Here is a 14,045-nt window from a genome sequence, read left to right as displayed (position 1 = left end):
GGCGTCGGATAGCAGGTTTTTTACACGCGTTCGATAGAGAATTATGAATGCGAACTCCCTCCAGACGACGACTTCTCGCTGGCCTCGGTTCGACGACCGCCGCGCTGACGCTCGCGGGCTGTCTCACCGACGACGGTGGCGACCCCGGTGCCGACGACGACGCGACCGATACACCGACCGCCACGCCGACCGCACGGCAGACGACCGCGAGCGAGGACGCCGGACCGGTGCCCGCGCTCGTCGACTGGGTCCCGACCGCCGAGGCGCTGGAGACCGAGTCCGTCGCCTACTACCACACCGACCTCGCGGCGCTCCGCGGCATGCAGGACTCGCTCACCGCCGACCTCTACGACAGCGCGGTCCGCGGGATGGTCACCGGTGGTCGGGACCCCATCGTTCCAGACGACCGGCTCCAGAGCGCCATCACGATACAGAACGTCCGTACGGTGGTCGTCGAGACGGACATGAGCGACGACGAGCTGGGCAGTGCCATCGTCGACGCCGGCTTCGAACAGAACGGAACCCAGGGTGAGGCGACGCTGTACGTGGGAGCAGGCGACGGAAGGTCTCCGACGACACTGGCGGTCCACGACGGCGTCATGGTCCGGGGACTTGGCAGCAGCGTCCGGACCGTCGTCGACGCCGCAGCCGGTGACGCAGCCCGACTCGCAGACGAGAACGACGATGTCGCCACGCTGTACGAGCGGACCCCGGACGCCCAGATCCGCGTCCTCGGCACGGAGCCCGCTGCGGCGGTCGGCGGCGGGGAGAACCTCCTCTCCGGTGCGGAGACGCTCGTCTACGCCTGGGAGCTCGGGTCGGACGAGACGACGTTCACCGCCACCGCGGTCTACCCCGAGGGTGACACCCCACCCACCGCCGACTTCACGACGTACATCGAGGAGGACGCGACCCCGGTCTCCTACAGCGACTTCGAGGGGGCAGCCGATGGGCGTCTCGTGACGACGACCGGTTCCCTCCCGACCGAGGAGTTCTCGCTGTTCGGCGGGGGCGGGAGCAACACCGGTTCCGGCGACACAGAGGCGCCACAGGCCACGTTCGGCTTCGAGTACGACGAGGAGGCAGAGACGGTGACCATCGTCCACGAGGGCGGTGGGTCGATCGAGGCGAGTCGGCTCACCATCGATATCGAGGGTATCGAGGGGTCGAAGTCGTTCGCCGAGGACGGGGAGACGATCACCGCGGGCTCGTCGGTGACGGTCGACGTGAGCGGCGCGCCGGACGAGGCGGAGATCCGACTCGTCTGGTCGGGTCCCGACGACAGGACACAGGTCATCGCGATGTTCATGCTTCCGTAACGTCCGTCGCGAAAGGGTGGATTTTTTACACGAAGTGGCGCCCGTACAGAACGTGAACGAACCTTCGAGACGTGGGCTGCTGGCGGCGCTCGCGACGACGGCCGTCGGTACGGCGACGAGTGGCTGTCTCGGTGGGTCCGCTCCCGACGAGGAGGACGGCGCTGCCGGGACGGACGGTGGTTCGCCGACAGCTGGCGGTACGGACCGCCGACGGACGGCCGGGACGCCCGACGGGCTCTTCCACTGGCTCCCTGCCCCGTCTGCCGTCGACGACGAGCCGTTCGTGGTCGACTGGGGAGCCCTCGATGCCATACAGTCGCTGAACCGGGAGGACGAGCTCCCTGGGCCGTCCTACACCGGGGCCGTCGACCTGCTGGTGACCCGTGACAGGCCGGCCATCGTCCCCCCGGAGAACCTGACGACCACCCTGCGAATCACAGGGGGCGACGGCGAGTCGAGCCTGTCGGGGACCGTCCTCTCCAGGCTCGCCGTCGACGACGCGCAGGTCGAGGGTCGGTTCATGTTCGCCGGCTACGACCGGTTGGACACGGACCGTGAGGCCACGCTATTGCAGTCGGGGACCGTCCGAGACGGGACGGAGACGGTCGGGATCCTCGACGGTGTGCTGGTCCGCAGCTTCGACCCGGACGGCCGGCGACTCGTCGAGACCGTGCTGGACGCCGCGGCGGGTGCCGCCCCGAGACTGGTGGACGAGCAGCCCGACGTGGCGACCGTGGTGTCCGAGACCAGTGACGCGAACTACCGCATCCTCGGGACCGACCCGCAGTCCGCCGTCCCGGCGCCGGACGACCCGCTATCGGACGCCACCGCGGTGACGTACGCCTGGACGCTGGCGCCGTCCGAGTCCACGTTCGAACTGGCGGCGACGTACCCCGAGGCGGACCGACCAGGGCCGGGTGCGTTCACCGAGTTCGTACGCACCGACGTGACCAACGACAGCTACCGGGAGCTCTCGACGGCGACGGAGGCGAGGCTGGTCACGACGACCGGGGTGCTCGACACCGAGTCCTTTCGGCTGTTCCTCAGGGCCGCCTTCGCGAGCGATTCCGACGGGGACGGGTCGGGCGACGAGGAGACTGGCGACAGGGAGACGACCGAACAGGAGACGGAGAGCGAGGACACGACCGAACAGGCGGCACCGTCCGTCGAGTTCGCGTTCGAGTACGAGCCGTCGGCCGAGACGCTGACCGTGCGCCACGAAGGTGGCGACAGTGTCGACGCGGACCGGGTGTACATCACGGCGGACCGCGTGGCGATAGGGACCCAGTTCAGCGACGACACCGTCTCCACGGGCTCGTCGGTGACGGTCGACGTGAGCGACCTGTCGAGCAGGACCACGGTGGCGGTCATCTGGGACGGACCGGCCGACGGCGATGTCGAGATACTCGGCCGGTTCACGCTCCCCTGAGCCCGGTTCGAGAACGGTCCGTACCTCAGAGCACGATGCTCTTCTTCCGCATGAACGCGTGGATGGAGGCGTCGATGCCCTCGCGGCCGATGCCGGAGTCGCGGTTCCCGCCGAACGGGATGTCGCCGAGCCCGTGGCTCGGTGCGCCGTTGATGCGGACCGCGCCGGCGTCGATGACGTCCGCGAGGCGCATCGCACGGTCGTAGTCACCGGTGAAGACACAGGCGTCGAGCGCGAGGTCGCCGCCGTTGGCGATGTCGACGGCCTCGTCCTCGTCGGCGACGGCCGTGACCGCACAGACCGGGCCGAACTGCTCCTCCTGCAGGATGCGGGCGTCGTGCGGGATGTCCGCGAGCAGCGTCGGCTCGTAGACGACGCCGTCGCGGCCGCCGCCGCTGACGAGCGTCGCACCCTTCTCGAGGGCGTCCTCGACGAGCTCCTCGACCCAGTCCGCCTGGTCCTCGGAGATGAGCGGCCCGAGGTCGGTCTCCTCGTCGAAGAGGTCGCCCTGCGTCCAGTCGTCCATCGCGTCGTCGATGCGGGCGACGAGGTCGTCGTGTACCTCCTCGTGAGCGAGGACCCGCGAGACCGCGGAGCAGCGCTGTCCGGCGTACTTCAGGGAGCCCTTCGCGGCGGCCGCGGCGGCCTCGTCGAGGTCCGCGTCCGGGAAGACGAGCTCGGGCGCGTTCCCGCCGAGCTCCATGTGCAGGTTGACCATCCCGGACTCGTAGGCGACGTGCTTGCCGGCGCCCGAGGAGGCGGTCATCGCGATGGCGTTGACGCGGTCGTCGCCGGCGAGGACGTCGCCGATCTCGGAGCCGCGGCCGGTGACGAGGTTGATGGCACCCTCTGGCACCACGTCCCGCATCACGTCGGCGAGGATGGCTCCGGCGACGGGGGTCTTCGTCGCGGGCTTGAGTACGATGCTGTTGCCGGCCGCGAGGGCCGGCGCGACCTGGAGCGCGGTCGTCGCGAGGGGGTAGTTGTACGGCGTGATGCAGAGCACGGTGCCGACCGGCTCGTGCTTCACGACCGCCTCCCAGCCCTCGTGCCCGCTGGTGGTGCCCTCGCGGAACTCGCCTTTGATGTGGCGGATCTCCTCGGCGGCGCGCCGGAAGCGCTCGGCGGCGCTTCCCACCTCGCCGCGGGCGCTGGAGATGGGCTTGCCGGCCTCGCGGACGATGACCTCCGCGATCTCCTCCGTGCGGGCCTCGAGTCGGTCCGCGATCTCCTCGCACCACTCGCCGCGCTGGACGATGGTCGTCTCGCGCATCGTCGCCTCCGCTCGCTGGGCGGCGGCAAGGGCGTCCTCGGCCTGCTCGGGCGTGGCTGCGACGACCTCCGCGAAGTGGCCGCCGTCGGCGAGGTCCGTCACCAGGATGACGTCTGCGCCGTCGACCCACTCGCCGTCGACGAGCAAGCGTTCCTTTCGCTGTGCGGTTCTGGTAGCCATACACAAACCATGGGACCCGCAGCACAAAAATTTACTCATGGGCGAATAAAGAGCTTAAAAGCGGGAGTAAAGAACCCGGTGTTTGCAAATTGGGATTTAATGGACTAAGAATGGGAAACAGAGTTTTGGATAGCCAAAAAATTGTTTTATTCGTATGAAGTTTTAAGTGGGTGGGGGGCGAAGTAACGGATGCAATGAGCACACAGAAGACGGTCCTCCAGGAAGCAGGGACAGTCGACGAGAGTTCGCTACGGCTCGACGTCGAGAAGGCCGAACAGATCATCGACGCACTGAACACGGACCTCGCCGCCACGTACACGTTCTACCACCAGGTCCGAAAGCACCACTGGAACGTCGAGGGCGCGGAGTTCCGCGACCTCCACATCTTCCTCGGTGAGTTCGCCGAGGACCTCGAAGCGGCCGCCGACGAGCAGGCCGAGCGGCTCCAGGCCCTCGGTGGCGTCCCGGTCGCCGGGATGGAGGCCCTCGCGAAGCGCTCGCCCGTCGAGCCCGAGGACGAGGACGTCTACGACATCCGTACCTCGCTGGAGAACGACCTGGAGATGGGCGGCGACATCATCGAGACGATGCGCGAACACGTCGAGGTCGCCCAGAATCTCGGCGACCACGCGACGGCGCACATCCTCCGCGAGGAGCTCACGGAGCTCGAGGAGAACGTCCACCACCTCGAGCACTACCTGGAAGACGACTCGCTGAAGCAGTAGACCGGCACGCTCCGCCCGCAGAACAGCTCTCCTTTCGATTATCGCTGGACGTCGACCGTCAGGTCGGTCGCGATCCACGCGTCGTTGTTGTCGTCTTCGGAGAAGACGACCTTGCCTGGTGCGGTCTCGTTGGCCCTGACGACAGTTCCCTCGGTGGACTCCTGACGCGGCGTCTGGCTCATTACGAGTGATTAGGCGGGCCTAAAGCTATAATGGTTTTGGTTCGCCTAAACGAGGCGGGTGGGCCGACGAAGGTGGATTGATGTGCCCGCCGCGAGAGGAGCCGGCATGGACGGTCTGCCACTCGATTCCTACTACGACCACAGGCGACCGGGGTCCCAGCTCGCCGTCTCGCCGACCGGCGAGCGCGTCGCCTACACCGTCACGGAGTTCGACGCCGACGAGGACGACGCCCACAGCTCGCTGTTCGTCGTTCCGACGGACGGCAGCCGTGACCCCCACCGCCTGAACCGCGCCTCCGACGCCGGGCCGGCGAAGTGGAGTCCGGACGGCGAGCGACTCGCGTTCGTGGCCGCGCGCGACGAGGACCTCGAACTGAGCGTCGCCGGGGACGAGGCAGGCGCGGAGTCGGAGGACGACGGTGCGGACGAACCGGACGACGCTGCGGAAGCGCCGGACGACGACGCGGAAGCATCTGACGACGACGAGGAGTCGGCGACGGACGGTGAAGCTGCGAGCGGCGACGAACCGGAGCCACAGGTCTGGCTGTTCGACCTCGCACGCGGCGGGGACGCCCGACAGGTCACGACGTTCGACGAGGGCGTCGCCGACTTCGACTGGGCTCCGGACGGCGAGCGCCTCGTGGTCTCGGCCCGCGATCCGACGGCGCGAGAGGAGGCCGACGCCGCTGTCCGCGAGGACGGCCCGGTCGAGACGGAGACGGAGCGCCTCCAGCACGTCCACGAAGGGCAGGGGTTCCTCGACGACGCCAGCACGTACCTGTTCGTCGTCGACGTGGAGACCGGGGACCAGCGCCGACTCGACGACACTGCCGACGCCACGGCGGCGGCGCAGGACGGGCTCGGTCCGGCGTGGAGTCCAGACGGCGACCGCATCGTCTTCTTCGCGAACCAGCGCGACGACGCCGACGACAGCTACGCGCGGGACCTCCACAGCGTCGCCCCGGACGGCTCCGAGCACGCGGTCCACACCGACGGCAGCCTGAGCGCCGGCCGGGGAGCGTGGAACGAGTCCGGCGACCGACTCGCCTTCGCCGCGAACCCGGCCGACGACGTGTACGAGCCGACCGAACCGCACGTGTTCGACCGCGAATCGGGCGCGGTCGAATCAGTCGCTGCGGGCCTCGACCGCACGCTCTGGTACTTCGGGGGGCCGCGCTGGGTCGACGGCGACATCCTCGCGCCCGTCGGCGACGAGGGCCGCACCCGGTTCGTGCGGTTCGACGCCGACGGCGGCGGCGCGTCCCGGCTGTACGAGGGGCAGCGGGACGCCGAGTCGCTCCTGACCTTCGACGCCGACGGTGGTACCGCCGCAGGGGTGTTCTCCGCGCCCGACGACGGCGTGGACGTGTACGGTCTCGACGCGGAGGCGCTGACGGCCGGGGCGAACGTGGACCGGACCCGCCTCACCGCGCTCAACGACGACCTGCTCGACCGGTACGAGCAGCCAGACTGTCGGAAGCTCACCGTGGAGTCCGGCGACGTGTCCGTCGACGCGTGGACCTTCTCTCCGCCGAGCTTCGACCCGGACGACCCGGAGCCCCACCCGACCGTGCTCGCCATCCACGGCGGTCCGGCGGTGTACGACCAGCCGCGGTTCCGGTTCCTCGACGCCGCCCTCACCACCCGCGGCTACGTCGTCTGCCGCGTGAACTACCGCGGCTCGACCTCCTACGGCACCGACTTCTCCGGCGCACTCCGGGCGCAGTGGAACTCCGTCGAGGTCGACGACCTGCTCGCCGTCACCGACGCGCTCGTCGCGCGGGGCTGGGCCGACCCCGACCGGTTGTTCGCCACCGGCTTCTCCCAGGGCGGCATCAACACCGCCTACCTCGTCACCAACACCGACCGGTTCGCCGCCGCGGCCGCCGAGCACGGCATCTACGACGCGCGCTCGGCCTTCGGCACCGACGACTCCCACGTCTGGTGGGGCCAGGAGTTCGGCCTCCCCTGGGAGGACGGCGACACCTACGACGCCATCTCCAGTCTGCCCGACGCCGGGCAGGTCGACACGCCGACCCTGCTCACCGCCGGTGCGAACGACCGCCGCTGCCCGCCCGAGCAGGCCGAGCAGTTCTACGTCTCCCTCCGCAAGCAGGGCCTCGATGCCCGGCTCGTCGTCTACGACGACGGCCACGACATCAGCACCCCGGACCGTGCCATCCACCGCTTCGAGGAGCTGCTCGGCTGGTTCGACCGCTTCGACCCGGCGACGGACGACGTTTCCCGCGAGGCGTACGACCCGCACGGACGGGCGGAGGACGAGGAAGATGACGGCTGAGTTCCCGCCGACACGAATCCGACCGGGGCTGAGTGCGGCTGCGAGTCGCTCGTGCTTCCAGCGCTCGGCTGCGGGGTCGCCGGGTTCGACCTCAGCAAGGGCGCACGCATCATCTGTGTGGAGCTGGCGGCGTGGGAGCCCGACACGCTCCGGGACGTGGCCGAGACGTTCGGCTGAGCCGCCCGTTCACTCGTGCCCGGAGACCCGGACCGGCTCGTACGGCTCCTCTAGCCACGCGACGTCGGAGTGGCTGAGGTCGACGTCGAGCGCCTCGACGGCCTGCTCAAGGTGCTCGATGCTGGTCGTGCCGACGATGGGCGCGTCGACCACGTCCTTCGAGAACAGCCACGCGAGGGCGATCTGGGCCATCGTCACGCCGTGTTCGGCGGCGAGTTCCTGGACGCGCTCGTTGATCTCGCGGCCGCCGCCCTCGAAGTAGGGGTGACCGCGGGCGTGCTCGTCCTGCGCGCCGCGTTCCGTCGCGTCGAACTCCTCGTGGGGGCGGGCGAGGTAGCCCCTGGCGAGCGGTGACCACGGGATGACGCCGACGTCCTCCTTCGCACAGAGCGGGAGCATCTCGCGCTCCTCCTCGCGGTAGAGCAGGTTGTAGTGGTTCTGCATGGTGAGGAATCGCTCCGTGCCGAGGCTGTCGGCGGTGGAGAGCGATTCGGCGAACTGGTGGGCCCACATCGAGGAGCCGCCGACGTAGCGGACCTGGCCACGTCGGACGGCGTCGTCGAGGGCCCGGAGCGTCGTCTCGATGGGCGTGTCGTCGTCCCAGCGGTGGATCTGGTAGAGGTCGACGGTGTCCATCCCCAGCCGGTCGAGACTGTTCTGGAGCGCCTGCTCGATGGCCTTCCGCGAGAGGCCACCGGAGTTCGGGTCGTCCTCGTCCATCTGGAAGTAGCACTTCGTCGCCACCACGGCCTCGTCCCGCTGCCCATCGAGGGCCTCGCCGAGGATGCGTTCGGACTCGCCGTCCGAGTACATGTTCGCGGTGTCGAAGAAGTTGATGCCGAGGTCGAGCGCACGGTCGACGAGCTCCGTCCCCTCGTCCTCGTCGAGGACCCAGCCGCGCCAGTCCGGGTCGCCGAAGCTCATACAGCCGAGGCAGATGCGACTGACCTCCAGCCCGGTGTCACCGAGAGTCGTGTACTCCATGGCGAGCACCACGAACCGCGGAGGCAAAAACGTGAGCGGAACGCTTATTTCCGGGCTGGGAGCAGGCCGATACATGTCGACGTATCTGAATACCCTCCTCGCACTGTGCTGTCTACTGGGCTGTGCTGTGGGTGTCGCGGTTGCGGGCACGCCTGCCCAGGCGGCCGACGACGGCCCCAACGTCACCGTCTCGGCGCCGGAACGGGCCGTCTACAACGCGACGTCGACCTTCGACGTGTCTGTGACGAACGCGACCGGGAACGTCTCCGTGGAGTGGACGTTCCCCGATGGCTCGACCGCGACCACCAGACAGGCCAGCTACCGGTTCCAGCAGACGGGCAACGTCACCGTGACCGTCGCTATCACCGACGACACCGGGACGACGACGCGCACGCTCGACTACGAGGTGTACCGGTACACGTCCGGCCGGGGCGACTCGCAGGTGCTGCCGGTGCTCGGGATGCTCGGGGTCGCCGTCGGGTTCATGGGCTTCGTCGTCGCGCTCTACTTCAAGGTCCTCCCCTGGTTCTACCAGAACATCTAGAGGCCTTCCGGGTCAATGAACCCGACGGCCAGCCTGGTGCCGAGGTACGCGATGACGCCCAGACAGGCGTAGACGACGACGAACGCCCAGGTCCACTCGCCGGGGCTGCCGATTGCCAGCCGAGCGACGGTGTTCGCGGGGTGTTCGGGCAGCAGGCCGGCGACCGTGACGGCGCCGAGCACGCCCGTCGAGTAGAGGAACTGCGCCTGCCGTCGGTCCGCGGCCGCGAGCGCGATGCCGATGCCCACGGAGACGACGAGCACGGCGAGCGCGCCGACCAGCCCGACGAGGACCAGCGCGTTGGAGATCGCCGTCCCGTTGAACCAGAGCAGGCCGAGCCAGAGCGCCGCCTGCACGGGCGCGAGCGTCGCCGTCGCGAGCAGCTTCGCGTCGACGATATCACCCAGCGTGACGGGTGCGACCCGGAGCAGTTCGAGGGTCCCCCGCTGGCTCTCCTCGGTGAGCGAGTCCACCGCGATGGAGCCGGAGATGAACACCGGCAGGAACATCAACAGCGGCACCAGCACGGTGTAGGTGAAGCCGAAGTACGGACTCGACCCCTGCTTGGGTGGGACGTCGAGCACCGCCCGGTCGAGACTGGTCCGGTACTCCTGCCGCAGGTTCTCCTCCATCGCCCCCAGCGTCTCCCGCACCTGGACGATGATGACCGTCGTCCGCAGGTTCTCGTCCGGCACCGTGGCCTGGACCGCCACCGTGCCGTTGTCGGCGTGTGTCGCGACCATCACGGCGTCGACGCGGCGGTTCCGGAACCCTTCGCGGGCGTCGGCCGGCGTCTGGTACTGGACGACCTCGATGCTGGGGTCGCCGTCGACGACCTCGACGACCTCGTCGGATGCGTTGCCGCTGACGGCCATCTGGAGCGTGTAGCCCTCGACGCTCCCCGGGTCGTACAGCGAGACCAGCCCGACGACGAGGAACGAGGAGAACGACGCCACGAACAGCTGGATGAGCAGCGCGAGGACGATGGTCTTCTCGGAGCGCAGCGACGCGACCTCGCGCTTGGCGATGGCGAGGCGGGCACGGACCGACGCGCGTCGGTTCCGCGTTCCCGTCGGGCCGTCGTCGTCGCCGCCGTGGTGGACCGGCGGGCCGTCACGCGACAAGGCCGGACACCCCCAGGTTGTAGAGCAGGTGGACGGCGACGGCGACGCAGAACGCGCCGAGGTACGCACGCCGCGACCGCTGTGCGCCGAGCGCGGAGAGGGTGGCCGTGACCGTGTGCAACAGCAGCGGAAGCGCCAGCAGGCCGAGCGCGACCAGCGGGTCGACACCCCCGACGGCCGCGTCGGGGAACGCGCTCTGGCCCTCCGGGAGCGTCTGGAGCTGGACCAGCTGGACGAGCAGCGTCAGCTTCTCCGCGAGGAAGAACCCGACGCCGCTCGCGATACCCAGCACGACCGCCGCTCGCTTCGACCGCTCGAACCGCGCGTACTCGAAGCCGGCGTAGACGTGGATGCTCTTCGCGATTTCCTCGATGACCGCGACGGTGAGGAACAGCGCGGGGACCGAGACCGAGCGTGGGAGGATGAACACGAGCGCGATGGCGAGCAGCTCCGCGAGGAAAACGAACGGAAGCAGCAGCATCGTCACGAGAGCGACCGACCCGACGCTCCGGACACGCGTCGCGATGGCGTCGAGCGCCTTCCGGTGGACCGGGCGCTGGCTGAACATGTCCTCCTCGCGGTAGGTGCCCGCACCGAGCGTGAACAGGACGAGCGAGGTGAGCAGGAACGGCGCGGTGGCGAACGTGAACTCGCCGAGTCCCACCGACTGTCCCTGCAGGTCCATCACGACGACGGTCAACGGCGAGATGAGCGCGATGGGCGTCACGTCGGTGAAGATGGCCGGCACGAACACGTACGACGTGAGGAACACCGACACCGCGATGGTGACGAACGTGAGCTCCTTGAACGACCGCGCGAACATCCCGCCGACGAACGTCGAGGCGAGAAAGAGCAAGGCGATGGGGATGACCGCGCCGACCGAGGCCGGGCCGCCGCCGATGGCCCACGCGATGCCGACGGTGACCGCGACCAGCCCGAGGAGGTACGGGAGCGTCTTCCCCGCGATGATGTCCCGCCGGGAGACGGGCGCGACGAGCAACAGCTCGCCACGACGGTTGATGCGCTCGTTGATGATGGTGCTCCCGTAGGCCTGGATGACGAAGTTCATCGGGACGATGAACAGGAACGCGAGCACGAGCGAGCTGAACGGGAACGGCGGGCTGATGCTGCTCGGGTCGCCCGAGCTGGTGCCGCCGCCGAAGCCGCCGGTGCCGCCGAGGTTCGCGGCCGGGACACCGTCGTCGCCGTCAGCGTCGGTGCCGCCCCCGCCAGCCGCTCCGTCCTCGCCCGTGTCGGACCCGTCGCCGCCGGTGCTGGTGCCGCTCCCGTCGTCGTCGGTCCCATCGGTGCTCCCGGCTCCGTCGTCGGTTCCGCCGTCGGGCGCGAAGCTAGAGCCGCCGCGTGACTCGTAGAACACGTCCACTGCGACGGGGAACGCGGCGCTCTGGTTGTCCTCCAGATGCATCTGCCCGTCGTTGTACTCGACCACCGCCGAGCGGAACTCGGCGTAGGCCGCCTGCCCCTTCCGCGTCGAACGCGGGATGATGGGGCCACGGTCGGTGACGAGCAGGTCGATCTCGCCCCCGTTCAGCGCGGCGGCGGAGGCCTTCCCCGGGCGGGCGTCGAACTTGTCGCTCGCCTGGACGACCTCGTAGTACGGGTCGCCGGGCTCGACCCCGACGCGGTAGATGCCGTCGTCGAGCCCAGGACCCTGCGCGATGACGACCGGCGCCGCGAGCCCGCCGACGACGAGCATGAGGAGCGCGACGGCCGCGGTCCGCCTGTCGATGGTCCCGGCGCTCTTCTCGACCTCCCAGCGAGCGATGCGGAGGGTCTTCCGGGGGGACAGTGGCGGCCAGCGGTCGCGGAGTCGGGACGGCACCGAGCGAAGTCGGGTGGTGACTGCGGTGAGGCGCGAGCCCCGCGTCACGTCTCCGCCTCCACGGTCCGGTCGCGTTCGCCCTCGCTCGCCTGCTCGGGCGTCTCGCCCGCGATGTCGAGGAAGATGTCCTCCAGGCTCGGGTCCCGGGTCTGGATGTCCACGACGGACCCGCCGAGCGCGGCGGCCTGCGACCGGAGCGCCTCGACGGCGTCCATGTCGCCGACGACAGACTCGTAGCGCTCGTCCCCGGCCGGTTCGGCGGCGTCCAGCTCCACGTCGGTGTACACGTGGTACTCGGTCGAACCGTGCTCGCGCCGGATCTCGTCGAGCGTGCCGCGCGCGATTATCTCGCCGTGGTTCATGACGATGACCCGGTCGCAGATGCTCTCGACGTGGTAGAGGTTGTGCGCGGAGAAGACGATGGTCTTGCCCTGCTCGGCGAGCTGTTCGGTGAACTCGATGATGTAGTTGGTCGTGAGCGGGTCCAGCCCCGACGCCGGCTCGTCGTAGATGAGCACGTCCGGGTCGTTGACCAACGACCGGGCGATGGCGACCTTCCGCTTCATCCCCTTGGACATGTCGCCGATACGGCGCTCGCGGTGTTCGAGGTCGAGCCGGTCGAGCGCCTCGGTGATGCGCTCGGCGGCCACGTCGTCGGGAACGTCGTACAGGTCGGCGAAGAACTCGAGGTAGGAGTTGGCCGTCATCTCCTCGTACAGCGGGGACTCCTCGGGGAGGAAGCCGAGGTTGCGACGCATCTCGGGGTCGTCGGCCGCCCGGCCGGCGACCGAGACCGTCCCGCTCGTCGGCTCGACGAGCCCCGCGAGCGTCTTGAGCGTCGTCGTCTTGCCGGCACCGTTCGGCCCGACGACGCCGAAGACCTCGCCACTGTCCACCGAGAACGTGCTGCCGTCGACCGCGACGAACCCGCCGTACTCTTTGCGGAGGTCCTCGACCGTTATCATCCGTTGTCACCTGCGAAGGACCCCCGAGATTTGAAGATACCGGCCCCGCTATCGGTTTCGCTGACACGAACGGGTGGCGTCGCTGCCCCCGACGGTACGCTTATCCGGTCCCACACCGCAGTGTGAGCCGTGTCTGCAGGAACGTCGGTCCGGCTCGGCTCGACCCCCGACGGTCGCCGCATCGAGGTCGCTCGCGAGGTGGCCGTCGACCACCGCCGCGCGTGGGAGCTGCTGACCGACACGTGGCGCTGGCCGGAGTGGGGACCGACCGTCGAGGACGTGACGGCCCCCACCCGGTTCATCTCCGAGGGAAGTCACGGCAGCGTCAGCGTCCTCGGAGCGTTCTGGGTCCCCTACGAGGTGACGACGTGCGGCGACGGCCGGTGGACGTGGGACGTGGCGAAGCTGCCGGCGACCGGCCATCGCGTCGAGCAGGTCGGCGAGGACCGGTGCCGCGTCGTCTTCGAGATTCCGCCGCTCGCTGCGGGCTACGTTCCGGTCTGCCGGCGTGCGCTCTCGAAGATCGAGTCGATACTGCTCGCGGACGAACGCGGTCTCTGACGGGGAGAACGTGGTGTCGGTTACGCCATCGGCGCGAGGAGTGCCGCCGCGAGTTCGCCCGTCGCGACGCTGTACTCCCACTGCGTGCCGGCGAGCACGAGGAAGCCGAGCGCGGTGCCCAGCATGACGACGGAGCGTGTCATAGAAAGCCTCCCAAGGGAGGCCGCAGGGTTTGGAAACTGTGTCCAGCAGTACCAACGCCCTGCAAGACGTAGCTTCGGTAGACGACTTCTTGAATGCGGCGGCTACCGAGACAGTACCGTTGTTCGAGTATCTTGAGTTCGATTTTCTGCTGGAGTACGACGTGTTCGCCCCCGCTTGCCGGGGGCGAACACGAGTTCACGAGCCAGCAGACCTCTTTCGTGGCTTCCTCCACTGCTACTACGAGGATGTCTACGGCACGCGTCCGGTTACACGAGAACTTCAGAACGGCCTTGTCT

At 68.9% G+C, this 14,045-nt stretch carries 13 protein-coding genes and 2 pseudogenes; 8 read left to right on the top strand and 7 right to left on the bottom strand.

Annotated elements, in window-relative coordinates:
- Positions 1-47 precede the first annotated feature (47 nt).
- A complete protein-coding gene (locus BLT27_RS07440) occupies positions 48-1,319 on the top strand; it encodes a hypothetical protein (protein WP_089732451.1) in 1,272 nt (423 codons plus the stop codon).
- 52 nt (positions 1,320-1,371) lie between these two features.
- Positions 1,372-2,748, top strand: coding sequence for a hypothetical protein (locus tag BLT27_RS07435; protein ID WP_089732449.1), 1,377 nt, complete (start codon positions 1,372-1,374; stop codon positions 2,746-2,748).
- A 25-nt stretch (positions 2,749-2,773) separates the two neighbouring features.
- On the opposite strand, the gene BLT27_RS07430 is transcribed toward BLT27_RS07435, so the two are convergent.
- The gene (locus BLT27_RS07430) at positions 2,774-4,201 is read right to left on the bottom strand and encodes an aldehyde dehydrogenase family protein (RefSeq protein ID WP_089732447.1); all 1,428 of its coding nucleotides are present in this window, start codon (positions 4,199-4,201) and stop codon (positions 2,774-2,776) included.
- 194 nt (positions 4,202-4,395) lie between these two features.
- Here BLT27_RS07430 and dpsA point away from each other — a divergent pair, with 194 nt between their 5' ends.
- Positions 4,396-4,926 (top strand): DNA starvation/stationary phase protection protein DpsA, encoded by a 531-nt coding sequence (gene dpsA, locus BLT27_RS07425; protein ID WP_089732445.1) that lies wholly within the window; start codon positions 4,396-4,398, stop codon positions 4,924-4,926.
- Between the two features lie 38 nt (positions 4,927-4,964).
- Here the strand turns inward: dpsA and BLT27_RS19685 are convergent, their stop codons facing one another.
- The gene (locus BLT27_RS19685; RefSeq protein ID WP_175526413.1) at positions 4,965-5,108 is read right to left on the bottom strand and encodes a hypothetical protein; all 144 of its coding nucleotides are present in this window, start codon (positions 5,106-5,108) and stop codon (positions 4,965-4,967) included.
- A gap of 106 nt (positions 5,109-5,214) precedes the next feature.
- Here BLT27_RS19685 and BLT27_RS07420 point away from each other — a divergent pair, with 106 nt between their 5' ends.
- Positions 5,215-7,407, top strand: coding sequence for a S9 family peptidase (locus tag BLT27_RS07420; protein WP_089732443.1), 2,193 nt, complete (start codon positions 5,215-5,217; stop codon positions 7,405-7,407).
- 36 nt (positions 7,408-7,443) lie between these two features.
- Positions 7,444-7,566, top strand: a pseudogene (locus BLT27_RS20395) (macro domain-containing protein); the annotation flags it as partial.
- A 27-nt stretch (positions 7,567-7,593) separates the two neighbouring features.
- Here BLT27_RS20395 and BLT27_RS07415 read toward each other — a convergent pair.
- Complete coding sequence (locus tag BLT27_RS07415; RefSeq protein ID WP_089732442.1) at positions 7,594-8,568, bottom strand: aldo/keto reductase; 975 nt, start codon at positions 8,566-8,568, stop codon at positions 7,594-7,596.
- A gap of 73 nt (positions 8,569-8,641) precedes the next feature.
- Between BLT27_RS07415 and BLT27_RS07410 the strand changes: the two genes are divergently transcribed.
- Positions 8,642-9,112, top strand: coding sequence for a PKD domain-containing protein (locus tag BLT27_RS07410; RefSeq protein ID WP_089732440.1), 471 nt, complete (start codon positions 8,642-8,644; stop codon positions 9,110-9,112).
- Here BLT27_RS07410 and BLT27_RS07405 read toward each other — a convergent pair.
- Genes BLT27_RS07405 through BLT27_RS07395 form a run of 3 tightly spaced genes read right to left on the bottom strand, consistent with a single transcriptional unit; the run spans position 9,109 to position 13,044 of the window.
- Positions 9,109-10,236, bottom strand: a complete 1,128-nt coding sequence (locus BLT27_RS07405; RefSeq protein ID WP_089732438.1) for an ABC transporter permease — start codon at positions 10,234-10,236, stop codon at positions 9,109-9,111. The genes BLT27_RS07410 and BLT27_RS07405 overlap by 4 nt on opposite strands.
- Positions 10,226-12,079, bottom strand: a complete 1,854-nt coding sequence (locus BLT27_RS07400; protein WP_368086030.1) for a PrsW family intramembrane metalloprotease — start codon at positions 12,077-12,079, stop codon at positions 10,226-10,228. The genes BLT27_RS07405 and BLT27_RS07400 overlap by 11 nt, the downstream gene beginning before the upstream one ends.
- A gap of 44 nt (positions 12,080-12,123) precedes the next feature.
- Positions 12,124-13,044, bottom strand: a complete 921-nt coding sequence (locus tag BLT27_RS07395; RefSeq protein ID WP_089732436.1) for an ABC transporter ATP-binding protein — start codon at positions 13,042-13,044, stop codon at positions 12,124-12,126.
- A 129-nt stretch (positions 13,045-13,173) separates the two neighbouring features.
- Here BLT27_RS07395 and BLT27_RS07390 point away from each other — a divergent pair, with 129 nt between their 5' ends.
- The gene (locus BLT27_RS07390) at positions 13,174-13,605 is read left to right on the top strand and encodes an SRPBCC family protein (RefSeq protein ID WP_089732434.1); all 432 of its coding nucleotides are present in this window, start codon (positions 13,174-13,176) and stop codon (positions 13,603-13,605) included.
- A gap of 20 nt (positions 13,606-13,625) precedes the next feature.
- Here BLT27_RS07390 and BLT27_RS20390 read toward each other — a convergent pair whose 3' ends face one another.
- Positions 13,626-13,748 (bottom strand): hypothetical protein, encoded by a 123-nt coding sequence (locus BLT27_RS20390; RefSeq protein WP_281241453.1) that lies wholly within the window; start codon positions 13,746-13,748, stop codon positions 13,626-13,628.
- Positions 13,749-13,786: 38 nt separating this feature from the next.
- On the opposite strand from BLT27_RS20390, the pseudogene BLT27_RS07385 reads away from it, so the two are divergent.
- Positions 13,787-14,045 (top strand): annotated as a pseudogene (locus tag BLT27_RS07385) (IS5/IS1182 family transposase); the annotation flags it as partial.

Source organism: Haloarchaeobius iranensis (assembly GCF_900103505.1).
Lineage (GTDB): Archaea > Halobacteriota > Halobacteria > Halobacteriales > Natrialbaceae > Haloarchaeobius > Haloarchaeobius iranensis.
Note: the sequence above shows the minus strand (reverse complement) of the source record. Positions and strands in the feature narration are given on the sequence as shown.